Genomic DNA, 23,987 nt, shown 5'->3' on the forward strand with positions numbered 1-23,987 from the left:
CGATGCACCCTGCTGCCGCAACGGGAATGGCCATAAGCAATGTGACGGGCGCCGCCCGCTCTCCCAGCAGCGCATCGGCCGCCATGTTAAGCACTAACCCACAGCTCGCACACAAGCCGGCACAAAGGGCTATCGTCCACGGCATCAATGGGCGCGGTGGCATCACATGCTCGCGCTCGGTCGCACTCATACGCAGATGCAATCTTTAATTTTGGCGAGTTTCTTCTCACCGATCCCCGATACGCGCATAAGGTCATCGACCGAGGCAAAGGCCCCGTTTTGCGTCCGTTCGTCGATAATTGACTGGGCCATAGAAGGCCCGATGCCCGAAAGCGTCTGCAGCTCCGCCGCACTTGCCGTATTGATATTCACAAGTCCCGACGAAGACCCTGTACCAGGGGTCGTGGAAGCACTGCTTTCGGCGCCGCCGACGGCCGCAGCCGTTTGTTGCTCCCCTACCGTCGGCACATAGATCTTTTGACCATCGGTGATCTTGGACGCACGGTTAAGACCCGTCACATCCGCCTCGGCCGTAAGCCCTCCGGCGGCATCAATCGCCTGGGACACCCGTGCTCCATCTTTGAGCCGGTACACGCCTGGCCTCACAACGGCGCCATCAACATCGACGTACACCTCGGCAGCAGAAGAGCTCTTGGCAGACGACTCATCAGCATCGTCGGGTGACGCATCCCCGGCCTCGCGCACATCCGAGGCGCTCGCCTCATCACTACGCTCAAACGACACGCCGCTGGAGCGGCTACTAAAACTTGCCATCGCCAAGCCGCTCGCGGCGGCAATGGCAACCAGAATCGCCACGACCACCGCCTTATGGCCGAGCAGCTTTTCTGCCAAGCGATCCATCCGTTTAACCCGTTCGTGTTGCTCGCGCTGCGCCATAGCAAACACCTCCCAACACCATCGTGTCAGGAAACGAGCGCTGCAGCCTCCACATGCCCACACCGGCTATCACGGTCAAACCAAAAGCTGACCAAAACCTTGCGAAAAAATGTCCATTAATTCAGGCACACGTCGATAAATGAACCGTTTATCGCCAAAAGTCCAGATAGAAAAAGACCGACGATGCAAAATCACCGCCGGTCTATACACAACATTATTCGTGATCTTGGTAAATCTCACGTGGAGCGAGCTCGGAATGTTTGCGTTTTAAGGTCTTAGGGGCCTTATACGTGTTGCTGGAGAAGTCGATGTACTCGGTCTGCTTAAGCAGGCGCTCGATCATCTCCTCGTGGTCGAACAGCTCCCAGGCCTCGTGCACGGCATCGAGTTTGGCGTGTGTCTCGGGACGACGCGGCATAAACAGCGTGCAGCAGTCGGGAGCAGCCTCGGTCGAGATACCGAACGTACCGATCTCCTCAGCGCGTGCAATGATCTCCTGCTTGTCCGAACCGATCAGCGGGCGGAACACGGGGATCTTGACGGCCTCGTTGACGGCCATAATGTTCTCGAGCGTCTGGGATGCAACCTGACCGAGCGATTCGCCGGTCACGATAGCCTTGGCGCCCTCGATATGCGCAATGCGCTCAGCAACCGAATACATAATGCGGCGATACATGATCACCCGCAGGTTGCTGGGGCAGGTCACCGAGATCTCACGCTGGCAATCGCCAAACGGCACCACGTACAGGCGGCCGATCTGGACACCCGGCTCAAGCGCACGGATGATGTCCTGCACCAAATACTCGCTCGTATCGGGCGTCTGAGGACGACCGGAGAAATGTACCGGCACGCACACCGCGCCGCGACGCGCGAGCATCCAGGTCGCCACCGGCGAATCGATACCCGAGGAAAGCAGCGTCACAACCTTGCCGGCAGACCCCACCGGAAGACCACCCACGCCGCGCTCAGAGCGCGCATACACATAGACGCTACCCTGGACCACCAGCACGTGCACCATCGCGTCGGGATCGTGCATCTGGACCTTTTTATCGGGAAACGCCTCGCACAGTACCTCGCCGACCTGTCGATTGATATCAATCGAGGTGAGCTCGTAGTCGGTGTTAGAGCGCTTGGCATGCACCTTAAACGACTCGAAGGGACCAAATTCGCGCAGCGCCTTCACGGCGGCGGCGCAGTATTCCTGCGGGTCGCGGTTCGTGTGATATGCCAGGGACACGCGGGCAACGCCGGGGACGGTGCGAATGACGCGCGCCGCCTCGTCGGCCTGATGCTCGTTAAAGGTCACGAGGATATAACCGGAAATTCGAGACACGGCATTCACGGAAAAGGCGGCCAAGGCCGCCTTGATGTTATCCATGAGGATATGCTCAAAATGTGCGCGGTTCTTGCCCTTCAGTCCAACCTCGTGATAGTGGACCAGGCAGACGCGAGCTGCCATTTAGGCTTCAGCGACCTTGTGGCCGAGCGCCTTCTCGTAACGGGCCTCGTCGTAGGAGATATCGCCGTCGACAATCTCGTCCATAGCCATCGAGATGGTATCGGCACCGGAGAGTGCAATGGTGATGTCGTCGACATCCTGGACGGCGAGCACGCGGTTGTGCTGACCACGCAGCATGCTGTTAATGTCGCAGGCGCGCTTGGAGGCAAGCGAGGCGAGCAGGAAGCGGTTGTGATCGGTCTTCTCCAGAAGATCGTCAATGCAAGGCTTTACAACGGACACGGACCTCAGATCCTTTCATGCATATCGAGAACGCGAACGAGCTCATCGGTCGCGCGGTCGAGATCGTCATTCACCACGACGTCGTCGTAGCGGTCGGCAAGGGCAAGTTCATCGGCGGCGTTTGCCATACGCAGCTCGATCGTCTCGGGCGTCTCGGTACCGCGACCGACCAGGCGATCGCGAAGCACCTCGAGCGAAGGAGGCTTGATAAAAATCAGCACGGCCTCGGGGAAACGCTCCTTGACCTGCAGGGCTCCCTGGACATCGATCTCCAAGATCAGAGACGAGCCAGAGGCGAGCTTGGATGTGACCTCGCTCACCAACGTGCCGTAGCAGTTGCCGTGGACCTCGGCCCACTCAACAAACTCACCGTTTGCCACGCGGCGGTCGAACTCCTCGCGCGTCAGGAAAAAGTAGTTGACGCCGTCGACCTCACCTTTGCGTGGTGCTCGCGTGGTAGCCGAAACCGTCAGGCCCAGGTTCGAGCGACGCTCGCGCACACGAGTGACGAGCGTGCCCTTGCCTGCACCTGACGGTCCAGAAATCACAAAGAGCTTTGAATCCTGAGCGCTCACTTATTTGGTCAGCTGCTCGAGGAGCTGCTCGCGCTGACGGACGCCGAGGCCCTGGACGCGACGGGTAGCGGAGATGCCGAGCTCCTCCATGATCTTGGCGGCCTTAGCCTTGCCATAACCGGGGAGAGACTCGATGAGGGTGGAAACCTTCATGCGGGAAGCGATGGGGTCATCGGAGTTGAGCACGGACTCGAGGGACTTCTCGCCCTTCTTGATCTGCTCGCGAAGCTCAGCGCGGGCGTGACGTGCGGCGGCAGCCTTCTCAAGAGCCTGCTTGCGCTGCTCGTCGGTAAGCTGAGGGAGTGCCATTCGAACCTCCAAATAGTTGGGTTATATCTGATGCAATAATTGGCATTTTAGCACGTCAAACGCACTAAATGCCCAATCGACGGCATCATAGGTTAGACGATACCTGCGAAAAGTGCAATATACGGAGGTCAAAGTTGAGCCCCTGACCTGCGATTCCACACAAAGGATGGGAAAGTTTTCGCAGGAACAGGGGCTAATTTGTGCTAATGAGACCTAAAAGTGGTGACTTGAGGGAATCTTTTAGGCGACGTTTTCGACCAGCTCGGCAACGATAGCGTCAAAGGCGGCAACCGGGTCGTCGGCACCGGTGATGGGTCGGCCAACCACGATGTGGCTCGCACCGCGCTCGATAGCCTGGGAGGGCGTCGCCACGCGGGATTGATCGCCCAAGGCGGCGCCCACCGGACGCACGCCCGGAGTCACGATCAGCGCGTCGGGACCGAGCAGCTCACGCATGTCATGGGCCTCCATCGGCGAGCACACGATGCCGTCGATGCCGTTGGCCTGGGCAAGCTTTGCCAGGCGGGCGGCCTCCTCGGCCACGGGCGAATCGACGCCAATCTCGGCCAGCGACTCCTGGTTCATGCTCGTGAGCACGGTAATGGCAACGAGTTTGGCGCGGTCCTCGCGCGCCTCCTCGGCACCCTCACGGCACGCAGCGAGCATGGCACCAGAACCCAAGCCATGGACCGAGAGCAGGTCGGCACCGGCAAGCGAGGCCGAACGGGCGGCACCGCGCACCTGATGCGGAATGTCATGGAACTTGAGGTCGAGGAAGACCTTAAAGCCCAGGTCCTTGAACGTCTTGACGATCTCGGGGCCCTCAGCGTAATAGAGCGTCATGCCGACCTTAAGCCAGGCGGCATGACCAGAAAGCTCGTGGGCGAGCTCGAACGCACGCTCACGGTCGCAGTCGAGAGCGACGATAACGCGGTCGCGGGCATCGGTCTCTAGCATTCGAAAGCACCTACCAGCTCGTTGATGTCCTTCACGCCCTGGGACTCGGCCCAGGCCTCGAGCTCGCGCGCAATCTTAATCGAAGCGCACGGATCGACGAAGTTGGCCATGCCGACCGATACGCAGGTGGCACCGGCCAGGATAAACTCGGCCGCGTCCTCACCTGTCATGACGCCGCCGACGCCATTGATGGGGATATCGACAGCCTGGGCGACCTCCCAGACCATGCGCACGGCGATGTGGTGGCACAGCGGGCCCGAAAGGCCACCCTTGGGCTTGGCCACGCGGGACTTGCGAGTATGAACATCGATGGCCATGCCCTGGATGGAGTTGATGACTGAAAGTCCGTCGGCGCCAGCGGCCTCGAGAGCCTTGGCAATCTCGGCAACGTTGACCGGAGCCATCTTTACGAACAGCGGCTTATCGGTTACCTTGCGGCAAGCAGCCATAACGGCAGAGGCGCCCTCGGGCGAGGAACCCATGGCGGCACCGCCGGCGGCGATATTGGGGCAGCTCACGTTGATCTCGTAGCCGGCAGCCCAGGGGCACAGCTCGACATACATCTCGAGCGCGCGCACAAACTCGTCAACGGAGTGGCCGGCGACCTGGCAGATGACCTGGCAGCCGTCCTTGGAAAGCTGTTCGAGCCACGGGCCGGACTCACGGGCAAAGGCGGCCACACCGGGGTTCTGAAGGCCCACGGAATTGATCATGCCGCCCGGGATCTCGGCCATGCGGGGCGCGGGGTTGCCGGGCCAGGGCTCGGCAGCACAACCCTTGGTGGTGATGGCGCCCAGCTGGGAGACATCAAAGAAGTTCTGGAACTGCCAACCGTAGCCAAAGGTACCGGCTGCGGTGTTGATGGGGTTCTGCATCTTGACGCCGCCGAAATCGACGGCCATGTTCACGGTACCCACTAGAAGACCACCACCTTGGAAGCATCGAACACGGGGCCGCACATGCAGGCGCCCTTCATACCGTCGACCGTCTCGACATTGCAGGTGTTGCAGGCGCCAAAGCCACAGCTCATCATGCGCTCAAGCGACACCTCGCAGTACGCACCGGCCTCGGCGGCAGCGGCGGCGACCTTCTTCATCATGACAGCGGGGCCACAGCTGGCCACATAGTCGTAGCCGCCCTCGCCGAGCAGCTCAGCTGCCGGGTCGGTGCAAAAACCGTGCGTGCCCAGCGTGCCATCATCGGTGCACACGTTAACTGTAGCGCCCAGCGCGCGGAACTCATCGATGCCCACGGCCTTGGACGCAGTGCAAAAGCCCAGGCACACGTCAACGGCCACACCCTGCTCGGCAAGCTTACCGGCAAGGCACAGCACGGGCGGAACACCGATGCCGCCCGCAACGAGTAGTGCCTTCCTGGTGCCCTCGGGCACAAGCCAGCCGCGGCCGCCAGGGCCCAGCAGATTAGAGGTGGAACCGGGGGCCATCTGCGACAGACGACGGGTGTCGTCGCCCACGACGGCGTACCACAGCTCGACGGTGCCGGCCTGGGCGTCGGCGCGATAGAAGCTCAGGGGCACGCGAAGCAGCGAGGACGCATCGCCGGGCACGGCAATGTTCACAAACTGACCGGGCTTGAGCGCACTTGCAAGCTTGGGGGCCGAGATGACGAGCGAGAAGATGCCGTCGGCGATCTCCTGGTTCGATACGACCTCGAAGTCGTGCATGCGTGCAGTGGAAGGTGTGGGCATAGACGCTCCAATCCCCCATGCGGTTGCATGGTCAAAACGAACAGAAAGCGCGGCACCGCAAGGGCACCGCGCACAAAAGCGATAAGGCTATGCTAGCAGATGCAGCCGTCGGCGAGCGTCTGCTTACCGCCGACAAACACATCGGTGGCACGACCGGTAAGCGTGCGGCCGGCGAAACCGGAGTTCTCGGCACGCGACTCGTAGCCGTCCTCGCCAACCGTCCAGGTTACGGTGGGGTCGAACACGGTCAGGTCGGCAACGGAGCCCGCCTTGACCTGAACCTGGTCGAGGCCCAGGATCTCACGCGGCTTGATGGCCATGAGCTCGACCATGCGACCCACGCTCATCTTGCCCGTGTTGACCAGCTCGGTGAGCACGAGCGACAGCGAGGTCTCGAGGCCAATCATGCCAAAGGGTGCGAGCTCGAACTCGCGGGCCTTCTCCCACGGAGTGTGCGGAGCGTGATCGGTGACGATAACGTCGACGGTACCGTCGATGACACCCTGACGGATGGCCTCGGCGTCCTCGTCGGTGCGCAGCGGCGGATTGACCTTGAGCGAGGTGTTGTAGGTCTCGTCCAGGTCGTTCTCGGTCAGGAACATGTGGTGCGGGGTAGCCTCGCAGGTAACCCGAACGCCAGCGGCCTTACCGGCGCGCACGATTTCCAGGCCATGGGCGGTGGAGATGTGCTGGATGTGCAGCTTGGCACCGGTCAGCTTAGCAATCTCGATGTCGCGAGCGATCTGGAGCTCCTCGCCGGCAGCCGGCCAGCCCTCGAGGGCCAGACGGGTCGAAACCTTGCCCTCGTTGATCTGGCCGTGGCCGACCAGGTCCTCGTCCTGGCAGTGGCTCATAAAGACCTTGCCGAACATCTTGCCGTAGTCCATGCAGCGACGGAGCATGCCCGCGCCCTGTACGCCGCGACCGTCGTCGGTAAAGGCGACGGCGCCGTGGGCGACCATATCACCCATCTCGGACATAGCCTCGCCCTTAAGGCCGCGGGTCATGGCGCCCGACGGATAGACGCGGCAGTGACCGACCTCGGCAGCGCGGGACTTGACGAACTCCACGACGGTGCCGTTATCGGTGACGGGATCGGTGTTGGGCATGGCGCACACGCCGGTGAAGCCGCCCTTGGCAGCTGCGCGGGTACCGCTCTCGATGTCCTCTTTGACCTCATAGCCGGGCTCGCGAAGGTGAACGTGCATATCCACCAGGCCAGGGACGAGGTACTTGCCGGAAAGGTCGCGGACCTCGGCTCCCTCGACGGCGAGATTCTCGCCGACCTCGGCGATCTTGTCGCCGTCAATCAGGACGTCAACGACACCGTCAAGCTCGACGGACGGGTCGACGACGTGGGCATTCTTAAGAAGCAAGGCCATTATCGGCACCTCCAAGCAGCAGATACAGGATAGCCATACGCACGCAGATACCGGCGTAGACCTGCTCCAGGATGACGGAGCGTTGCGGGTGGTCGGCCATATAGGAGTCGAACTCAACGCCGCGGTTGATGGGGCCCGGGTGGCAGATGATCGCATCGGGCTTCATGAGCTTCTCGCGGTCCTTGGTCAGGCCGAAGAGCTTGTGGTACTCGCGAATGGTCGGGAACGGGGCACCCTCGAGGCGCTCCTGCTGCACGCGCAGCATGTAGACGACGTCCAGCTCGGGCAGGACGGAATCGAGGTCGCTCGTCACGTGGTCGCAGCCCAGGACCTCGGGCGCCGGCGGCAGCAGCGTGCCGGGGGCGACGGCGTAGGTCTCGCAGCCCATGATCTTAAGGGCGGGGATCAGCGAGCCGCACACGCGGGAGTGGGCGATATCGCCGACGACGGCGACCTTCAGACCGTGGAAGTCACCCTTGTGCTCCCAGATGGTGTACAGGTCGAGCAAGGCCTGCGTGGGATGGTTGTGCTTGCCGTCACCGGCGCAGATGACGCTTGCGGGCGAGTTCTGCGTGACGATGTAGGGAGCACCGGCGTGCTTATCGCGAACGACGATGCAGTCGATCTTATAGGCGTTGAGGGTCTCGACGGTGTCGACGAGGCTCTCACCCTTGACCGTGGAGGTCGAGGAGCCGCCAAAGTTAAGACTGTCGGCCGAAAGACGCTTCTCGGCGAGCTCGAAGGAGCTGCGGGTGCGCGTCGAGGGCTCGTTGAACATGTTGACGATGGTCTTGCCCTTGAGCGTGGGGACCTTCTTGATCGCACGCTCGTTGACCTCGGAGAACGCCTTGGCGGTCTCGAGGATGAGCTTAATGTCCTCTTCGGAGTACTCGGTAATGTCGATCAGGTGCTTATGGTTGAACGCCACGGTACTACTCACCTCCCAGCGGCGCGGAGCCCACGTGGGAACCCGGCGCGACGTCGTTAATCTCGACGGCGGTGTGGCCGTCGACTTCCTTCATATATAGGTGCACGTTCTCCTCATGCGACGAGGGAACGTTCTTGCCGACAAAGTCCGGCGAGATGGGGAGCTCGCGGTGGCCGCGGTCAACGAGGACTGCCAGCTCAATACGGCTCGGACGGCCCAAGTCCATGACGGCGTCGAGAGCGGCGCGAATGGTACGGCCCGTATACAGGATGTCGTCCACCAGCACGACGCGCTTGCCGTCGACGCTAAAGGGAATGTTGGTGGCGTGGATCGCGGGAGCGAAATTGGTAGCGTAGTCATCGCGGTAGAAGCTGATGTCGAGGCTGCCGAGCGGAACGTCGACGCCCTCGATCTCCTTGATCTCCTCGGCGAGCTTCTTTGCCAGAAGGTCGCCGCGCGTGACGATGCCGACCAGAGCGAGGTCTTCACAGCCCTCGTTGCGCTCGAGAATCTCGTGCGCGATGCGGGTCATCGCTCGATTGACGGCGGTCTCGTCCATAATGACCGCCTTGGGGGAAGTCGTGCCCATCGATCTCCTTCCTCACATGTCTTGACTGCTGACACAGTCAAAAAAATAGATGCCCGACCGCTCAAAGCGGAACCAGACACCCACAGGAAGGGCTGCTCTTTGGCAGCTATGTAATTCCATGTGGGTATCTCGTACTCCTTTAATGGTCATGGGATAGTGTAGCCAACCTCAAGCTGAATTGCGAGCATAAATACAGAGCATTCCGTAAACGGAGCCCAATGCTCAATAAACCTATATATATTTATGGGACGAGCTTGAAAACGCACACACGAGCTGGCATAATCCCCTCTGCTGCACGCAAATCGGATCTACGTCCAGGGCCGTGGCGTGGGCACTATCGCCAAAAGAGAAATATCTCTGTGTAGATTACGCACAGGGAGCTGCTTCTGTGCTATAGTTCAGGCTTGTTTGTTAACGCGACATGTTCGTTTGTCGCCCAAGGAGGGTCAGTTATGTCCAAAGTTTGCGAAGTTTGCGGTAAGCACCCCGTTGCCGGTCGCTCCATCAGCCACTCTCACCGCGTCACCAACCGTAAGTTCCGCCCCAACATCCAGCGCGTCTACGTCGTCGTCGATGGTCACCGTCGCAAGATGAACGTTTGCTCCACCTGCCTCAAGTCCGGCAAGGTTGCGCGCTCCTAAATAAGGTCTTACCAACAAGTACCTCGGACTCTCCGGGTCAAAGACCTCGCGTTCACATAGAACTTACCAAAGGCGCTCTCCCCTACGGAGGGCGCCTTTTTGCACTCATTGGGGACAGGCTTACATGAGTGAAAGCACTCATGTAAGCCTGTCCCCAATGAGTGGGGCGATGCTATAGGATAGTTTAGTTAAAACGCTTCAGTATATTGAAGCGTTTTAGTGTGCCTTTTAGAGGAATCTGACCGTTCGCCGATTAATTTCTTGCTATCATGCAAGACGTAGGGTAAATCTCCGATCGCAAGGAGACACAAATGGTGAAAAAGTCACCGGAAAACACTACTCCCGCAATTGTGGACAACGTAGAGGCGCTTGAGGCTAAGCTCGCTCAGATGCGAGAGGCCCAGGCGCTTTTTGCTACGTACACGCAGGAGCAGGTCGACAAGATCTTCTATGAGGCCGCCATGGCTGCCAACAAGGCTCGTATCCCGTTGGCGAAGATGGCCATCGAGGAGACCGGCCGCGGCGTTCTTGAGGACAAGGTCATCAAGAACCACTACGCCGCAGAGTACATCTACAACGCTTACAAGAACACCAAGACCTGTGGTGTCCTGGAGCGCGACGAGGCTTACGGCATCACCAAGATCGCCGAGCCCATCGGCATCGTGGGCGCCGTCATCCCGACGACCAACCCCACTTCTACCGCGATCTTCAAGACGCTGATCAGCCTGAAGACCCGCAACGCCATCATCATCTCCCCGCACCCGGCTGCCGCCAAGTGCACCATCGCCGCCGCCAAGCTCGTGCTTGACGCCGCCGTCAAGGCCGGTGCCCCCGAGGGCATCATCGGCTGGGTCGATGTCCCCTCCATCGAGCTGACCAACATGGTCATGCGCGACGTCGACATCATCCTCGCCACCGGTGGCCCGGGCATGGTCAAGGCCGCTTACTCCTCGGGCAAGCCCGCCCTGGGCGTTGGCGCCGGTAACACCCCGGTCGTCATCGACGACACCGCCGACGTGCTGCTCGCCGTCAACTCCATCATCCACTCCAAGACCTTCGACAACGGCATGATCTGCGCTTCCGAGCAGTCCGTGACCGTCATCGACACCATCTATGACCAGGTCAAGGCCGAGTTCCAGAAGCGCGGCTGCTACTTCGTCAAGCAGGGTGCCGAGATGGAGGCCCTGCGTGCCGCCATGTTCAAGAACGGCGCTCTCGATCACCGCATCCCCGGCATGGCTGCCGCCAAGATCGCCGAGCTCGCCGGCATCGAGGTTCCCGCCAAGACCAAGATCCTGATCGCCGAGGTCACCTCTACCGACCCCGCCAAGGAGGAGTTCTCCCACGAGAAGCTCTCCCCGGTCCTGGCCATGTACCACGCCAAGGACTTCCAGGAGGCCGTCGACAAGGCCGAGCACCTGGTGCTCGCCGGTGGCCCGGGCCACACCGCCTCTCTGTACGTGCACCCCGCCCAGGCCGAGAAGATCAGCCTGTTCGAGCACGTCATGAAGGCCTGCCGTATCGTCATCAACACCCCGTCTTCGCACGGCGGCATCGGTGACCTGTACAACTTTGGCATGAAGCCGTCTCTGACCCTGGGCTGCGGCTCCTGGGGCGGCAACTCCGTCTCCGAGAACGTTGGGGTGAAGCACTTGATCAACGTTAAGACTGTGGCCGAGCGCCGTGAGAACATGCTGTGGTTCCGCGCTCCCGAGAAGGTCTACTTCAAGAAGGGTTCCACGCCCGTCGCCCTCGACGAGCTCGGTACCGTCATGGGCAAGAAGCGCGCCTTCATCGTCACCGACCAGTTCCTCTTCAAGAATGGCAACACCCGCGCCATCGAGGCCAAGCTCGACGAGATGGGCATCGCCCACGACTGCTTCTACGACGTCGAGCCCGATCCGTCGCTGCAGTGCGCACGTCGCGGCGCCAAGCAGATGGCTCTCTTTGAGCCGGACGTCATCATCGCCGTCGGCGGTGGCTCCGCTATGGACGCCGGCAAGATCATGTGGATGATGTACGAGCACCCCGAGTGCAAGTTTGAGGACATGGCCATGGACTTCATGGACATCCGCAAGCGTATCTTCACCTTCCCCGAGATGGGCAAGAAGGCCTACTTCGTCGCCGTCCCGACCTCTTCGGGTACCGGCTCCGAGTGCACGCCGTTCGCCATCATCACCGACAAGGAGACCGGCATCAAGTGGCCGCTCGCCGACTACGCGCTGCTCCCCAACATGGCTATCGTCGACGCCGACAACTGCATGACCGCCCCGCGCGGCCTGACCGCTGCCTCCGGCATCGACGTCATGACCCACGCCATCGAGTCCTACGTCTCCATCATGGCTTCCGACTACACCAAGGGCCTCTCCGAGCGCGCTGCTAAGCTCGTCTTCGAGAACCTGCCCTCCAGCTTCACGAACGGTGCCAAGGACCCGCATGCCCGCGAGGAGATGCACAACGCCTCCTGCATGGCCGGTATGGCCTTCGCCAACGCCTTCCTGGGCCTCAACCACTCCATGGCCCACAAGCTCGGCGCTTTCCATCACCTGCCCCACGGCCTCGCAAACGCCGTCATCCTGACCCGCGTTATGCGCTACAACGCCGCCGAGGCTCCCGTCAAGATGGGTACCTTCTCCCAGTATCCTTACCCCAACGCGCTGCACAACTACGCCGAGATGGCCAAGTACTGCGGCATCGAGGGCAAGGACGACAAGGAGGTCTTCGAGAACTTCATCACGAAGCTCGAGGAGCTCAAGGACTTCATCGGTGTCAAGAAGACCATCGCCGACTACGGTGTTGACGAGCAGTACTTCCTCGACACCCTCGACGAGATGACCGAGCAGGCATTCAACGACCAGTGCACCGGCGCTAACCCGCGCTACCCGCTCATGAGCGAGATCAAGGAGCTCTACCTGGACGCCTACTACGGCCGCGAGCCCCAGGACTACGCCGTCTGCTAGTTTTTAGCACGGTTATTTGCGGCGGGGGTGCACGGGTGTACGCACGCCCCCGCCGTTGCTTCTATCGCATCGTTGAAAGGATGCAATCATGCTGCTCCCCGATTCCAAGACCGAGCTCGTCCGTCGCGGCAACAAGGTCGTTTACGACCTGGGCGACAAGATCGTCAAGGTCTTTAACGAGACCAAGCCCGTCTCCGACGTGTTCAACGAGGCTTTGAATCTTGCCCGCATCAATGAGTGCGGCATCCGCAGCCCCAAGGCTCTCGAGGTTTCTCAGCTCGAGAACGCCAACGGCTGGGCTCTCGTGACCGAGAAGGTTCCGGGCACCACCCTTGCCGAGAAGATGACTGCCGAGCCCCAGCGCTTTGGTGAGTACCTCGAGATGTTCGTCGACCTCCAGATCGAGATCCACGGCTACACCTCCCCGCTGCTCAACCGTCAGCGCGATAAGTTCGCCCGCATGATCGACAGCCTCGATCAGCTCAATGCCACCACGCGCTACAACCTTCAGGAGCGTCTGGACGGCATGACCAAGGAGTTCAAGGTCTGCCACGGCGACTTCAACCCCTCCAACGTCATCGTCGGCGACGACGGCCAGCTGTACGTCTGCGACTGGGCACATGCCACCCAGGGCTCCCCTGCTGCCGACGTTGCCACCACCTACCTGCTCTTTGCCCTCAACAGCAAGGACCAGGCTGAGGCCTACCTGGAGCTCTACTGCGACCGCGCCGACATGCCCATGCAGGTCGTGCGTCAGTGGACGAGCATCGTCGCCGCTTCCGAGCTCGCTCGTAAGCGCAACGTGAACGATGAGTTCCTTAAGAACTGGATCGATGTCGTCGATTATCAGTAATATCTGAGCGATTCATTTCGCATCGGAGGCACAAAGGAAAACCCCGCAGCTCACATGGGCTGTGGGGTTTTCCTTTACCCGTCGAGCTTATTCACGCAACAAAATAGACTGCTCCGTATCTCATCCTAAGAGAGATACGGAGCAGTCCTGCAATTACATCTACTAGCAGAAATGTCGATTAACGACGTGCTGCCTTCACAAGCTCGACGACCTTGGCGACGACCTCATCAATCGCCACATCCTCGCGCTCGCCCGTAGCACGGTCCTTAAGCTCGACGGTGCCGTTCTTAAGACCACGCTTGCCGAGCACTACCTGATACGGGAAGCCCATAAGGTCGTTGTCGGCAAACTTAAAGCCAGGACGCTCATCGCGATCGTCGACGACGACCTCGATACCCTCGGCGCACAGACCTTCGACGATTTGATCGCAAACGGTAGCGCACTCCTCCTTCTTGGGATCGAGCGGAATCACCGCGACCTCGTACGGGGCAACGGAGACCGGCCAGACGATACCGTGCTCGTCGTTATGCTGCTCCACGACGGCAGCGAGCGAGCGAGACACGCCCACGCCGTAGCAACCCATGATGAGCGGCTTCTCCTTGCCATCCTCGTCCATAAAGGTGGCACCCATGGCCTCGGAGTACTTGGTGCCCAGCTGGAACACCTGGGAGACCTCGATGCCGCGAGCAGCAGAGAGCGGCTTGCCGCAGTGCGGGCAGGGGTCGCCGGCGACGACGGTGACCAGATCGGCCCACTCGTCGACGGTAAAGTCGCGCTCGGGGCAGGCACCGGTAAAGTGATAATCGACCTCGTTAGCACCACAGGCCCATTGCTTGGACTCGCGCAGACTCTCGTCGCACACTAGACGGATGCCCTCGGGCAGGTTAACCGGTCCGATAAAGCCCTTGTGCAGACCGTAGGTCAGGAGCTCCTCGTCGGTCATCATGCGATAACCCTTGCCAAAGACGTGCTCGGCCTTGCAATCGTTGAGCTCATGATCGCCCGGAACGATGGCCACAACAGGCTTGCCCTCGGCGTCGATGAGAGCCAGGGACTTGCGCGTACCGTTCTCGGGGAAGCCGAAGAACTTGGCAACAGCCTCGATGGTGCCCATGCCCGGAGTCTCGACCTTGGTGAGTGTGCCGTCACCGGGGCCCTCGGTCACAACGACCTTGGTGCTTGCCGCCTCGTCATCGGCAGCAAAGCCGCAATCGTCGCAGTAGACCAGCGAAGCCTCACCGGCGTCGGCCAGCGCCATGTACTCGACGGAGGTATCGCCGCCGATCTCACCGGAGTCGGCAACAACGGGCAGGGCCTTGATATAGCAGCGCTCGCAGATGTTGGCGTAGGCCTGCTTCATCTTGTCGTACTCCTCCTGCAGACTCTCCTGCGTGGCAGAGAAGCTGTAGGCGTCCTTCATGATGAACTCGCGGCCGCGCATCAGGCCAAAGCGGGGACGGAACTCGTCGCGGAATTTATCCTGGATGTGATAGAGATTCACCGGCAGCTGCTTGTAGGAACGCAGCTCGTTGCGCACCAGAGCAGTCACGGTCTCCTCGTGCGTGGGACCAAGCACGAACTCGCGTCCGTGGCGGTCATCAAAGCGCACGAGCTCCTTGCCATAGGCATCGATACGGCCGGACTCGCGCCACAGCTCGGCATCGACCATGATGGGCATCATGAGCTCCTGGGCGCCGGCAGCGTCCATCTCGTCGCGCACGATGTTCTCGATCTTGCGAATCGAGCGCCAAGCAAGCGGCAGATAGGAATAGAGACCGGCGGCCTCCTTGCGAATCATGCCGGCACGAAGCAGCAGGCGATGGCTCGCAAGCTCGGCGTCGGCCGGATCCTCTTTGAGCGTCGGAGCATAAAGCTTAGACATATACATTGCTCGAGTCATTTATTTCTCCTCAATAAGCTTGTCGACCTCGGCCATTAGCGCGTCGACAATTTGGTCCTCAGCTACTTTACCAATGATCTGGCCGTGCGAAAAGAGCAGGCCCTGACCTCGCCCGCAGGCAACACCCAAGTCGGCGTCAGAGGCCTCGCCGGGGCCATTGACTGCACAGCCCATCACGGCAATCGAAAGCGGCGCGGAGTAGTTCTTAAGCCGCTCGGTGACCTCCTCGGCGATAGGAATGAGGTTAACCTGGCAGCGAGCGCACGTGGGGCACGAGACGATCTCGGGACCACGGCGGCGAAGGCCGAGCGACTGCAGAATACCCCAGGCGACCGGCGGTTCCTCGACCGGATCGGCCGTGAGCGAGACGCGCATGGTGTCGCCAATGCCCTCGGAAAGCAAAATTCCCAGGCCCACAGAGCTCTTAATGGTGCCCTGGAGCTTGGTTCCGGCCTCAGTCACGCCCAAATGAAGCGGAACATGGGGGATTTCGCGCGACAGGGCACGATAGGTGTCAAGCGTCGTGGACACGCTATGAGCCTTGGCGGAAAGCACGATATTGGTAAAGCCGCGATCCTCAAAATGTTTGACAAAACGCTCGCTCGACATCACAAGCTTTTCGGGCTGCGTAAGGTCATCGCGCTCGGCGATATCCTGCTCAAGCGAGCCGGCGTTCACGCCAATGCGAATCGCGCACCCAGCGGCGCCCGCGGCATCGATCACGGCATCGACCTTAGCCCAATCGCCAATGTTGCCGGGATTGATGCGGAGCTTAGCGGCACCGGCCTTAACGGCGCCAATGGCGAGTTTATGGTTAAAGTGGATATCGGCAACGATCGGCACCGGAGACTCCGCACAAATCGTGCGAAAGCCCTCGAGCGCAGCCTCAGTGGGCACGCTCACGCGCACAACATCACAACCCGCCTGGGCGAGTGCACGAACTTGTGCAAGCGTTGCCTGCGCGTCGGCGGTATCGGTGCAGGTCATGGACTGAACCACCACCGGAGCGCCGCCGCCTATCTGCACGTCGCCCACAAACACGGGGCGCGTCAGCTCGCGCGGCAAAGGATGGGATAAAGACAATCCAAACACTCCCCTACAAAATAAATCGAAGGACGTCGGAACGAAGCATATAGACAAACAGCAGCGCAAAGAGCACGATGCCGACATAGCTGACGATCGTCTGCACCTTCAGCGGCAGCTCGCGACCGGCGACCTTTTGGATGATCTCGATAACCAGCTTTCCCCCGTCGAGCGGCGGAATGGGCAGCAGGTTCATAAAGCCCAGCGAGAACGAGATGAGCGCGGCAAATGTCAAGAACGTCGCGGGGCCGGCTGCCGCCGCCTGAGAGGACATGACGCTGATGCCAACAATCGAGCTGGACTGATCGAGTATCTCCATCGTATGCTGCGGCTGCAGCAGACGCATAACGCCCTCAGCAGTCTGCTGAACATAGGAGAACGACAGGCGCGCCGAGGTGATAGGGTCCAAATGGACCACCTGCGTAGAGGCGTAAACGCCCAAACGCTCGTCCTTCTTGAGCGCAACCGAGGTCGAAAGTTTCTTGCCGTCGCGCTGATACTCAATGGCGATATCGTCCTTTCCGGCGGCCGCTCCGATCGCATCGTACACGTCCATCCAGGAAGAGCAGGACACGCCGTCGACCGAAAGAATTGCGTCGCCGGCCTCGATACCTGCATTGGCTGCTATCGAGCCTTCTTCGACCTGACCGATCACGTTGCTATCGACCGGCACCGAAACGCCGGCGATAGAGTAGATGCTCATAAGCAGCAAAAAGCCCGTCAGAATATTGACGAGAATGCCAGCGAGCAGCATAAAGGCACGTTTGAGAAAACCTTGGCCCAGATAGGTATGTGAACGCTCCTGCTCAAGAAACTCCGAAGCGGCGACCGGGGGCTCCCACACATCTCCCTCGGCAGTTGCATGCTCTCGATCAAACCTGCGGCCGTCAAAAGTGGTATATCCTGCAGCGTCGCGCGGCAGCGTCTGGTACCTGACCGGATAGTAGCTAGGTGAAGGCTTCTCCCCTTCCTCGTACCAAGGCGCAATGGAACCCCAGCCCAAAAGCAAGACACAAGCCTCGAGAACATCCTCCTCGGGGAGCTCCAGCTCGACGGAAAGGTCTGCAACCGAAACGCGACCATGACGATAGATCGCCGCAAGCACACGGTCGGCGCACGAGACATCGGTCGGGTCCATACCGCAGATAGCGGCATAACCACCCAGCAGCAGCGGCGTCACACCAAACTTGGTACCAATGCGACGCGACGTACGATGAATGTCAAAGCGGCACGGCAGGCCCAAGAAAAACTCGGTGACGCGCACACCGCACGCACGAGCCGCTAAAAAGTGGCCGCCCTCGTGCAGAAACACGAGGACGGATAGCATCAAAAGACCCCAAAAGACCGAGGAGAGAACACTCAGAACAGTATCCATAAAACGAAAAGCAATCCTTACGATTAAGAGCGGGTTGCAGCAAGCACCTCGGCGGCCTTGGCACGAGCCCACGAGTCGATATCGCGAAGCTGCTCAAACGATGCGACCGCCTGTGTATCGTGTGCGTCCATGCACGACTCGACGATACGGTCGATATCGGTAAAGGTGCAGGCATCGTGCAGGAAGGCATCGACGGCAACTTCGTTGGCGGCATTCAGCACGCACGGCATGGTGCCGCCCGTTTTGCCCGCACGCTCGGCAAGCGCGAGGCAACGGAACGTTTCCATATCGGCCGCGTCGAAGGTAAGCTGCCCCAACTCACGAAAATCGATTCGAGGCGCCGGAGTATCCCAACGCTCGGGATACGAGAAGGCAAACTGAATGGGAATGCGCATATCGGAGGCGCCAAGGTGTGCCATCACGGAGCCGTCGGCAAACTCGACCATAGAGTGAATCTTGGACTGACGCTGAACGACCACGTTGATAAAGTCGAGGTCGCAACCGAACAGATGCATCGCCTCGATACGCTCCAGGCCCTTGTTCATAAGGGTGGCGGAGTCGATGGTGATCTTTGCCCCCATGGCCCACGTGGGATGCGCCAAGGCGTCATTGCGGGTCACGTGGTCGAGGTCCTCGCGCGAACGGCCAAAGAACGGACCGCCCGAACAAGTGAGCCAAATGCAGTGGGCCTCGCGCGGATTCTCCCCCAGATAGCACTGGTAGATGGCGGAGTGCTCAGAGTCGACCGGAATGAGCTGACCCGGCTGCGCCAACGGCATCAGCAGATCGCCGCCGACAACGAGGGACTCTTTGTTAGCAAGTGCAAGACGCTTGTTCGAGGTCAGGGCAGCATGGCTCGCTTCGAGCCCGGCAGCGCCCACAATAGCAACAAGGACACAGTCGACGTCATCGCGACGTGCGAGCTCGCAAACCGCCTGCGCACCAACACCGAGCTCGGTGCCCTCGGGCAACTCCTGCAGTACAGCGTCCGCACCATGGGCAACATCGGCCACGGCAACAGCCGGAACCGAAAACTCACGGGCAAACGCAACGAGCTCCGAGGTGCTGGAGTTAACGGACAGTGCCGTCACCTGCAGTCGATCGACATGCTGACGGCATACATCGAGTGCCTGCGTGCCGATAGAGCCCGTACAACCCAAAATTGCAACCCGCAGACGCCCGTCGGGGCCGCACGTCGTCTGAAAAGCCATTACAGCACGCCTCCGATCATCAAAAGCAACTGCGCGGTAATGCAGCCAAAGATAAGCGAGTCGCTACGGTCGAGCATGCCGCCATGGCCCGGAATCAGATTGCCGGAATCCTTGACGCCCACGCCGCGCTTGATGCGCGACTCGATGAGGTCGCCGATAACGCCCAAGATGGACACGACCACGCCGCACAGCAGTGCATAGGGCAAGCTCAGCTTATAGAAATGCGTTGCCCACAAAATGAGCCAGATGAGAATCGAGCCCAAGATGCCGCCGAAAAAGCCCTCCCAGCTCTTTTTGGGAGAAATCTTGGGAACCATCTTGTGCTTGCCGATACGGCTGCCCACGATGTAGGCAAACGAATCGGAGACCCAGAGAGACGCGCAAACGCCCACCGAAAGCAGGGCACCGGCAAAACCGGGCACGGCATCGCGCAGCAGTACGATGGCCGACAGCATAAAACCGGTGTAGATAGGACCCATGAGCGTCACAGCTACATCGGATATGCGGGTACGCGACGAACAGACATACCAAATGCCCACCGCAAGCATCAGAGCAAAAAGCAGGGCATTCAACAACAGCGAGTCGCCCAGCGCCGAGAGCGGAAAGAGCACGGCGGCAGCGATACCCAGGCGCTCGTTGGCCACCTTGCCATCGAGCTTCGTCATGCGGAAAAACTCAAAGCAGCACAGGCCGCTCATGACGGAGACGAAGATGGCGGTGGGAACGATACCCAAAACCAGGCAGAGAATAAATACAACGGCGTAGACGATACCTGCAGCGGCACGGGTAATAAAGCCGGCCAGCCACGAAGTCGCAGCCGCGCCGTTTTTGGCGGCAGGCGCCTTGGGAGCAGACGCCTTGGGACGATCGGACACGATTAAGCCTCCTCGGTCTTGCTCAGTCCACCAAACCTACGGTCGCGGCCCTGATAGGCCAAAATGGCGTTGACAAGACCCCAACGATCAAAGTCGGGCCAATAGGTATCGGTGATATAAAACTCGGAATAGGCAACCTGCCACAGCAGATAGTTCGAAAGGCGAAGCTCGCCGGAGGTTCGAATCACAAGCTCCGGATCGGGCAGCCCAGCGGTGTACAGGTGCGAAGCAACCATATCATCGTCGATAGCGGCGGGATCAATCTTTCCGGCGGCGGCATCGAGCGCGATCTGACGGGCAGCACGGGTGATCTCGGCACGAGCGCCGTAGTTGACGGCAAGCGCCAACGTCATGCCGGTGTGGTCGGCACACTCGGCAAGACCTCGCTCAAAGACATCGCGGGTCTTCTTAGGCAGTGCGGAAATATCGCCCAAAAAGACAACGCGAACGTTTTCACGCTTAAGCAGCGGCAGCTCATCGATAAACGTCTTGGCAAACAAATGCATCAAAACGTTGACCTCGTGCTGCGGACGATTCCAGTTTTCGGTGGAAAACGCATAGGCCGAAAGGACGTCGACACCCAAGCGCACGCATGCGGTAATGATCTCGCGCAGGGAAACGATACCGGCTTTGTGACCCTCGGTGCGGGCAAGACCGCGCGCCGTGGCCCAACGACCGTTACCGTCCATGATGCACGAAATATGATGCGGGATCTTATTGAGGTCAAGGTCGGAAAAACCGACGCCCGCAGGGGCGTCGGCAAAGTACTCGACCAGTTTGTTCTCGTCGTATTGCACCTTAGATCTCCATGACCTCGGCTTCTTTTTCCTTCAGAAGCTCCTCGACCTTGGCAACATACTCATCGGTATGCTTCTGGACCTTGGCCTGCTCGCGACGGACATCGTCCTCGGTGAGCTCTTCGTCGCGCTCGAGCTTGTTGTTAAAGTCACGACGGATGTTGCGGATGGAAACCTTGGCCTGCTCGGCATACTCGCGGCACTCCTTGACGAGCTCGCGACGACGCTCCTCGGTGGGAGCCGGGAACGGCAGGCGTACGACGGTACCGTCAGAGTTGGGAGTAATGCCCAGATCGGAAGCGCTGATGGCCTTCACAATGGCGTTGACGAGCGCCTTGTCCCAGGGCTCGATGAGCAGCATGTGAGCCTCGGGGGTCTTAACGGCAGCAACCTGGGTAACCGGCGTGGGAACACCGTAGTAATCGACCGATATGTCGGACAGAATGTTAGCGTTGGCGCGGCCCGTGCGAACCTTGGAGAAGTTGTGCTTGAGGGACTCGAGCGACTTGTCCATGTGGACGGTGATGTTCTCTGCCATGCTTAATCCTCCTGATAGACGAGCGTGCCGACGGGCTCACCCGAAAGCGCGCGCTTGACGGTGTCCTCGCCATCGATGTTGAGGACCAAAATCGGCATACGGTTATCCTGGCACAGTGCCGTAGCCGTAGAATCCATAACCTGCAGACCGCGGACGAGAACCTCGTGATAGGTAATCTTGTCAAAACGGACGGCATCGGCGCACTTGACGGGATCCTTGTCGTAGATGCCGTCAACCTTGGTGGCCTTAATCAGAATCTCGGCACCGATCTCGCAGGCACGAAGAGCCGCGGCGGTGTCGGTCGTAAAGTACGGATTGCCCGAACCGGCGGCAAAAATAACGACGTTGCCCTTGGAAAGGTGGTTGATGGCGCGACGGCGAATATAGGGCTCGCAGATCTCGTTCATCTGGATAGCGCTCATCACACGGCAGGGAACATCGTTGTGCTCGAAGGCATCCTGCAGGGCAAGCGCGTTCATAACGGTTGCCAGCATGCCCATGTAGTCGGCCTGGGCGCGCTCCATGCCACCGGCAGCGCCGGCCATGCCGCGGAAAATGTTGCCGCCGCCGACAACGACGCCGACCTCATGGCCAACGGCGAGCAGCTCCTTGACCTGCTTGGCAAGATGATCGGTAATCTTGGGGTCGATGCCATATTGGCCGTCGCCCATCAGTGCTTCGCCGGAAAGCTTCAGAAGCACGCGTTTATATCGGATGTCGGACAAAGCGATCCTCCTTTAATTAGACTCTCAATATGATATCAAAGGCTCTGATAAGAGCCATGAAAAAGCAGGCTGTGAGTAAAACCCACAGCCTGCTCATTACCAGCTACAAGAGCTTATTTACTCGCCACGGACCAGGCGGTCGAAGGCAACGACGGTAATGGTATCGCCGAGCTCCTTGGAGACCTGCTCAGCATACTTCTTGATGGTGAGGGAGCTGTCCTTGATGAACTCCTGCTCGGTGAGCACGGACTGCTTGTAGAACTTCTCCAGACGGCCAACAGCCATCTTCTCCTGGATAGCCTCGGGCTTGCCGGACTCGGCAGCCTGAGCCATGTAGATCTGCTTCTCGTGCTCGACGGTCTCAGCCGGAACCTGATCGCGGGTAGCGCAGATCGGGGCGACGGCGGCAACCTGAAGGGCGACGTCGTGAGCGAAGGTCTTGAAGGAGTCGGCCTGAGCGGTCTCGGCCTTCTCGAAGGCGAACTCGACGAGGACGCCGATCTTACCACCCATGTGGATGTAAGAAGCGAGAGCGCCATTCTCGGCCTTGCGGGCGGCGAAACGGGAGATCTTCATGTTCTCGCCCATGATGTGAATCATCTCGGTGAGCTCGGAGGAAACGGTCTCCTCGCCCATCGGCTTCTCGAGCAGCGCGTCGACGTCAGCCGGCTCGGTGGTGGCGACAACCTCGGCGACCTTAGAAGCAAAGCCGGTGAACTTGGCGTTGGAGCCGACGAAGTCGGTCTCGCAGGAGAGCTCGAGCAGAGCGCCGGTCTTGCCATCCTCGGAGACGAACGCGGCGACAGCGCCCTCGTTGGTCTCACGGCCAGCCTTCTTGGCAGCCTTGGCGAGGCCGTTCTTGCGCAGAACGTCGACGGCGGCGTCCATGTCGCCGTCAGCCTCGACGAGAGCCTTCTTGCACTCCATCATCGGGGAGTCGGTCATCTCGCGGAGCTGCTTGACCATAGCGGCAGTAATCTGGGCCATTGTGGTTCCTTTCAAAGAGATGAAAAAGACTTAAATAGGACTGATTTACTCGGCCTTGGGCTCGGCGGCCATCTCGGCCTCGGAGACCTGCTCCTTACCGGAGCCAGCGAGGCAGGCGTCGGCCATGAGCTCGCACATAAGGGTGACTGCGGAGATGGCGTCATCGTTGCAGGGGATGCCGTACTCGACCTCGTCGGGATCGGAGTTGGTGTCGATCAGGGCGACGACGGGGATGTTCAGGCGCTGGGCCTCCTTGATGGCGTTCTCCTCGCGCTTGGTGTCGATGACGAAGAGAGCCTGGGGCAGACCCTTCATGTCGCGGGCGCCACCGAGGTTGGTCTGGAGCTTAGCGAGCTCCTTGCCGAGCACTGCCTGCTCCTTCTTGGGCAGCACTGCCATGCGACCGTCCTCGACCATGGCCTCGAGCTCCTCCATGCGGTTGATGCGGGAGCGGATGGTGACGAAGTTGGTCAGCATGCCGCCGAGCCAACGCTGGTTGATGTAAGGCATGTTGGCGCGCTCAGCGGCGTTCTTAACGGCCTCCTGAGCCTGCTTCTTGGTGCCGACGAACAGCACGTTGCCGCCCTTGGCAACGTTCTTGACGAAGGTGTAGGCCTGGTCGGCGTCAAGGATGGTCTGCTTGAGGTCGAGGATGTAGATGCCGTTGCGCTCACCGAAGATGAACGGCTTCATCTTGGGGTTCCAGCGACGGGTCTGGTGACCGAAGTGGCAGCCGGCCTCGAGCAGGGTGCGGATATTAATCTTGGTAGCCATATTAAACCTCCTGTGGTTTGCCTCCGCGCGGGGTCATCCTCCAAAACCAACCCGGACATGTGCTACCAAAGCCCGGGCACCACGGTATGAAGTAGCCGCGCGTGCGTGATAAAAACCTGTTGCCGTGAAGCAACCCGATGAATGATAGCAGGATTGCCTCTTCCTGCCAACCCGCAATCAAA

24 protein-coding genes are annotated in these 23,987 nt (G+C 60.1%); 3 read left to right on the plus strand and 21 right to left on the minus strand.

Annotation, left to right across the window (positions count from 1 at the left end; translation table 11 throughout):
• Nucleotides 1-186 precede the first annotated feature (186 nt).
• The 11 genes from OGM60_05745 to pyrR all read right to left on the minus strand — a co-directional run bounded on the left by OGM60_05745 (nucleotide 187) and on the right by pyrR (nucleotide 9,086).
• Entirely contained in the window at nucleotides 187-861 is a 675-nt protein-coding gene (locus tag OGM60_05745) for a helix-hairpin-helix domain-containing protein (GenBank protein UYI98406.1), read from the minus strand.
• Between the two features lie 250 nt (nucleotides 862-1,111).
• Nucleotides 1,112-2,356 (minus strand): tRNA 4-thiouridine(8) synthase ThiI, encoded by a 1,245-nt coding sequence (thiI, locus tag OGM60_05750; GenBank protein UYI98407.1) that lies wholly within the window; start codon nucleotides 2,354-2,356, stop codon nucleotides 1,112-1,114.
• The gene (locus tag OGM60_05755; GenBank protein UYI98408.1) at nucleotides 2,357-2,638 is read right to left on the minus strand and encodes a DNA-directed RNA polymerase subunit omega; all 282 of its coding nucleotides are present in this window, start codon (nucleotides 2,636-2,638) and stop codon (nucleotides 2,357-2,359) included. It abuts the gene before it with no gap.
• Nucleotides 2,639-2,643: 5 nt separating this feature from the next.
• Nucleotides 2,644-3,213, minus strand: coding sequence for a guanylate kinase (gene gmk / locus OGM60_05760; GenBank protein ID UYI98409.1), 570 nt, complete (start codon nucleotides 3,211-3,213; stop codon nucleotides 2,644-2,646).
• Complete coding sequence (locus OGM60_05765) at nucleotides 3,214-3,522, minus strand: integration host factor (GenBank protein ID UYI98410.1); 309 nt, start codon at nucleotides 3,520-3,522, stop codon at nucleotides 3,214-3,216.
• A 240-nt stretch (nucleotides 3,523-3,762) separates the two neighbouring features.
• Entirely contained in the window at nucleotides 3,763-4,479 is a 717-nt protein-coding gene (gene pyrF / locus OGM60_05770; GenBank protein ID UYI98411.1) for an orotidine-5'-phosphate decarboxylase, read from the minus strand.
• Complete coding sequence (locus tag OGM60_05775; protein UYJ00161.1) at nucleotides 4,473-5,381, minus strand: dihydroorotate dehydrogenase; 909 nt, start codon at nucleotides 5,379-5,381, stop codon at nucleotides 4,473-4,475. Before OGM60_05775 ends, pyrF begins: the two co-directional genes overlap by 7 nt.
• A gap of 14 nt (nucleotides 5,382-5,395) precedes the next feature.
• Nucleotides 5,396-6,163, minus strand: coding sequence for a dihydroorotate dehydrogenase electron transfer subunit (locus OGM60_05780; protein ID UYJ00162.1), 768 nt, complete (start codon nucleotides 6,161-6,163; stop codon nucleotides 5,396-5,398).
• 116 nt (nucleotides 6,164-6,279) lie between these two features.
• Nucleotides 6,280-7,569: a dihydroorotase gene (locus tag OGM60_05785; protein UYI98412.1), complete on the minus strand. Its 1,290-nt coding sequence runs from the start codon at nucleotides 7,567-7,569 to the stop codon at nucleotides 6,280-6,282.
• Entirely contained in the window at nucleotides 7,553-8,497 is a 945-nt protein-coding gene (locus OGM60_05790; protein ID UYI98413.1) for an aspartate carbamoyltransferase catalytic subunit, read from the minus strand. The genes OGM60_05785 and OGM60_05790 overlap by 17 nt, the downstream gene beginning before the upstream one ends.
• A gap of 4 nt (nucleotides 8,498-8,501) precedes the next feature.
• Nucleotides 8,502-9,086: a bifunctional pyr operon transcriptional regulator/uracil phosphoribosyltransferase PyrR gene (gene pyrR / locus OGM60_05795; GenBank protein ID UYI98414.1), complete on the minus strand. Its 585-nt coding sequence runs from the start codon at nucleotides 9,084-9,086 to the stop codon at nucleotides 8,502-8,504.
• A gap of 452 nt (nucleotides 9,087-9,538) precedes the next feature.
• Between pyrR and rpmB the strand changes: the two genes are divergently transcribed.
• The 3 genes from rpmB (at nucleotide 9,539) to OGM60_05810 (ending at nucleotide 13,540) form a co-directional block, all read left to right on the plus strand.
• Nucleotides 9,539-9,727 (plus strand): 50S ribosomal protein L28, encoded by a 189-nt coding sequence (gene rpmB, locus OGM60_05800; protein ID UYI98415.1) that lies wholly within the window; start codon nucleotides 9,539-9,541, stop codon nucleotides 9,725-9,727.
• Nucleotides 9,728-10,038: 311 nt separating this feature from the next.
• On the plus strand, nucleotides 10,039-12,687 hold the full coding sequence (gene adhE / locus OGM60_05805; GenBank protein ID UYI98416.1) for a bifunctional acetaldehyde-CoA/alcohol dehydrogenase: 2,649 nt from the start codon (nucleotides 10,039-10,041) through the stop codon (nucleotides 12,685-12,687).
• An 88-nt stretch (nucleotides 12,688-12,775) separates the two neighbouring features.
• Nucleotides 12,776-13,540 carry an aminoglycoside phosphotransferase family protein gene (locus OGM60_05810; GenBank protein UYI98417.1) on the plus strand — a complete coding sequence of 255 codons (765 nt, stop codon included), beginning with the start codon at nucleotides 12,776-12,778 and terminating at the stop codon, nucleotides 13,538-13,540.
• A 178-nt stretch (nucleotides 13,541-13,718) separates the two neighbouring features.
• Here OGM60_05810 and OGM60_05815 read toward each other — a convergent pair whose 3' ends face one another.
• From OGM60_05815 to rpsB, 10 genes are all read right to left on the minus strand, one after another.
• Nucleotides 13,719-15,440: a proline--tRNA ligase gene (locus OGM60_05815; protein UYI98418.1), complete on the minus strand. Its 1,722-nt coding sequence runs from the start codon at nucleotides 15,438-15,440 to the stop codon at nucleotides 13,719-13,721.
• Nucleotides 15,441-16,523 carry a flavodoxin-dependent (E)-4-hydroxy-3-methylbut-2-enyl-diphosphate synthase gene (gene ispG / locus OGM60_05820; GenBank protein UYI98419.1) on the minus strand — a complete coding sequence of 361 codons (1,083 nt, stop codon included), beginning with the start codon at nucleotides 16,521-16,523 and terminating at the stop codon, nucleotides 15,441-15,443.
• A 13-nt stretch (nucleotides 16,524-16,536) separates the two neighbouring features.
• On the minus strand, nucleotides 16,537-17,898 hold the full coding sequence (locus OGM60_05825) for a M50 family metallopeptidase (protein UYI98420.1): 1,362 nt from the start codon (nucleotides 17,896-17,898) through the stop codon (nucleotides 16,537-16,539).
• A gap of 23 nt (nucleotides 17,899-17,921) precedes the next feature.
• Complete coding sequence (gene dxr / locus OGM60_05830; GenBank protein UYI98421.1) at nucleotides 17,922-19,109, minus strand: 1-deoxy-D-xylulose-5-phosphate reductoisomerase; 1,188 nt, start codon at nucleotides 19,107-19,109, stop codon at nucleotides 17,922-17,924.
• Nucleotides 19,109-19,984 carry a phosphatidate cytidylyltransferase gene (locus OGM60_05835; GenBank protein ID UYI98422.1) on the minus strand — a complete coding sequence of 292 codons (876 nt, stop codon included), beginning with the start codon at nucleotides 19,982-19,984 and terminating at the stop codon, nucleotides 19,109-19,111. The genes dxr and OGM60_05835 overlap by 1 nt, the downstream gene beginning before the upstream one ends.
• A gap of 2 nt (nucleotides 19,985-19,986) precedes the next feature.
• Nucleotides 19,987-20,781 carry an isoprenyl transferase gene (locus OGM60_05840; protein ID UYI98423.1) on the minus strand — a complete coding sequence of 265 codons (795 nt, stop codon included), beginning with the start codon at nucleotides 20,779-20,781 and terminating at the stop codon, nucleotides 19,987-19,989.
• Nucleotide 20,782: 1 nt separating this feature from the next.
• Nucleotides 20,783-21,319: a ribosome recycling factor gene (gene frr, locus OGM60_05845; protein ID UYI98424.1), complete on the minus strand. Its 537-nt coding sequence runs from the start codon at nucleotides 21,317-21,319 to the stop codon at nucleotides 20,783-20,785.
• A gap of 2 nt (nucleotides 21,320-21,321) precedes the next feature.
• Nucleotides 21,322-22,044 (minus strand): UMP kinase, encoded by a 723-nt coding sequence (pyrH, locus tag OGM60_05850; protein UYI98425.1) that lies wholly within the window; start codon nucleotides 22,042-22,044, stop codon nucleotides 21,322-21,324.
• A 117-nt stretch (nucleotides 22,045-22,161) separates the two neighbouring features.
• A complete protein-coding gene (gene tsf, locus OGM60_05855; GenBank protein ID UYI98426.1) occupies nucleotides 22,162-23,031 on the minus strand; it encodes a translation elongation factor Ts in 870 nt (289 codons plus the stop codon).
• A 45-nt stretch (nucleotides 23,032-23,076) separates the two neighbouring features.
• Nucleotides 23,077-23,805 (minus strand): 30S ribosomal protein S2, encoded by a 729-nt coding sequence (gene rpsB / locus OGM60_05860; GenBank protein ID UYI98427.1) that lies wholly within the window; start codon nucleotides 23,803-23,805, stop codon nucleotides 23,077-23,079.
• Nucleotides 23,806-23,987: the final 182 nt, after the last annotated feature.

It is taken from the genome of Coriobacteriaceae bacterium, assembly GCA_025757745.1.
Lineage (GTDB): Bacteria > Actinomycetota > Coriobacteriia > Coriobacteriales > Coriobacteriaceae > Collinsella.

Excerpts from the sequence above, each read along its gene's own strand:
- OGM60_05745 (UYI98406.1), bottom strand. The coding sequence starts at position 861 with ATGGATCGCTTGGCAGAAAAGCTGCTCGGCCATAAGGCGGTGGTCGTG.
- thiI (UYI98407.1), bottom strand. The coding sequence starts at position 2,356 with ATGGCAGCTCGCGTCTGCCTGGTCCACTATCACGAGGTTGGACTGAAG.
- OGM60_05765 (UYI98410.1), bottom strand. The coding sequence starts at position 3,522 with ATGGCACTCCCTCAGCTTACCGACGAGCAGCGCAAGCAGGCTCTTGAG.
- pyrF (UYI98411.1), bottom strand. The coding sequence starts at position 4,479 with ATGCTAGAGACCGATGCCCGCGACCGCGTTATCGTCGCTCTCGACTGC.
- OGM60_05775 (UYJ00161.1), bottom strand. The coding sequence starts at position 5,381 with ATGGCCGTCGATTTCGGCGGCGTCAAGATGCAGAACCCCATCAACACC.
- OGM60_05780 (UYJ00162.1), bottom strand. The coding sequence starts at position 6,163 with ATGCACGACTTCGAGGTCGTATCGAACCAGGAGATCGCCGACGGCATC.
- OGM60_05785 (UYI98412.1), bottom strand. The coding sequence starts at position 7,569 with ATGGCCTTGCTTCTTAAGAATGCCCACGTCGTCGACCCGTCCGTCGAG.
- pyrR (UYI98414.1), bottom strand. The coding sequence starts at position 9,086 with ATGGGCACGACTTCCCCCAAGGCGGTCATTATGGACGAGACCGCCGTC.
- rpmB (UYI98415.1), top strand. The coding sequence starts at position 9,539 with ATGTCCAAAGTTTGCGAAGTTTGCGGTAAGCACCCCGTTGCCGGTCGC.
- adhE (UYI98416.1), top strand. The coding sequence starts at position 10,039 with ATGGTGAAAAAGTCACCGGAAAACACTACTCCCGCAATTGTGGACAAC.
- OGM60_05810 (UYI98417.1), top strand. The coding sequence starts at position 12,776 with ATGCTGCTCCCCGATTCCAAGACCGAGCTCGTCCGTCGCGGCAACAAG.
- OGM60_05815 (UYI98418.1), bottom strand. The coding sequence starts at position 15,440 with ATGACTCGAGCAATGTATATGTCTAAGCTTTATGCTCCGACGCTCAAA.
- OGM60_05825 (UYI98420.1), bottom strand. The coding sequence starts at position 17,898 with ATGGATACTGTTCTGAGTGTTCTCTCCTCGGTCTTTTGGGGTCTTTTG.
- dxr (UYI98421.1), bottom strand. The coding sequence starts at position 19,109 with ATGGCTTTTCAGACGACGTGCGGCCCCGACGGGCGTCTGCGGGTTGCA.
- frr (UYI98424.1), bottom strand. The coding sequence starts at position 21,319 with ATGGCAGAGAACATCACCGTCCACATGGACAAGTCGCTCGAGTCCCTC.
- tsf (UYI98426.1), bottom strand. The coding sequence starts at position 23,031 with ATGGCCCAGATTACTGCCGCTATGGTCAAGCAGCTCCGCGAGATGACC.
- rpsB (UYI98427.1), bottom strand. The coding sequence starts at position 23,805 with ATGGCTACCAAGATTAATATCCGCACCCTGCTCGAGGCCGGCTGCCAC.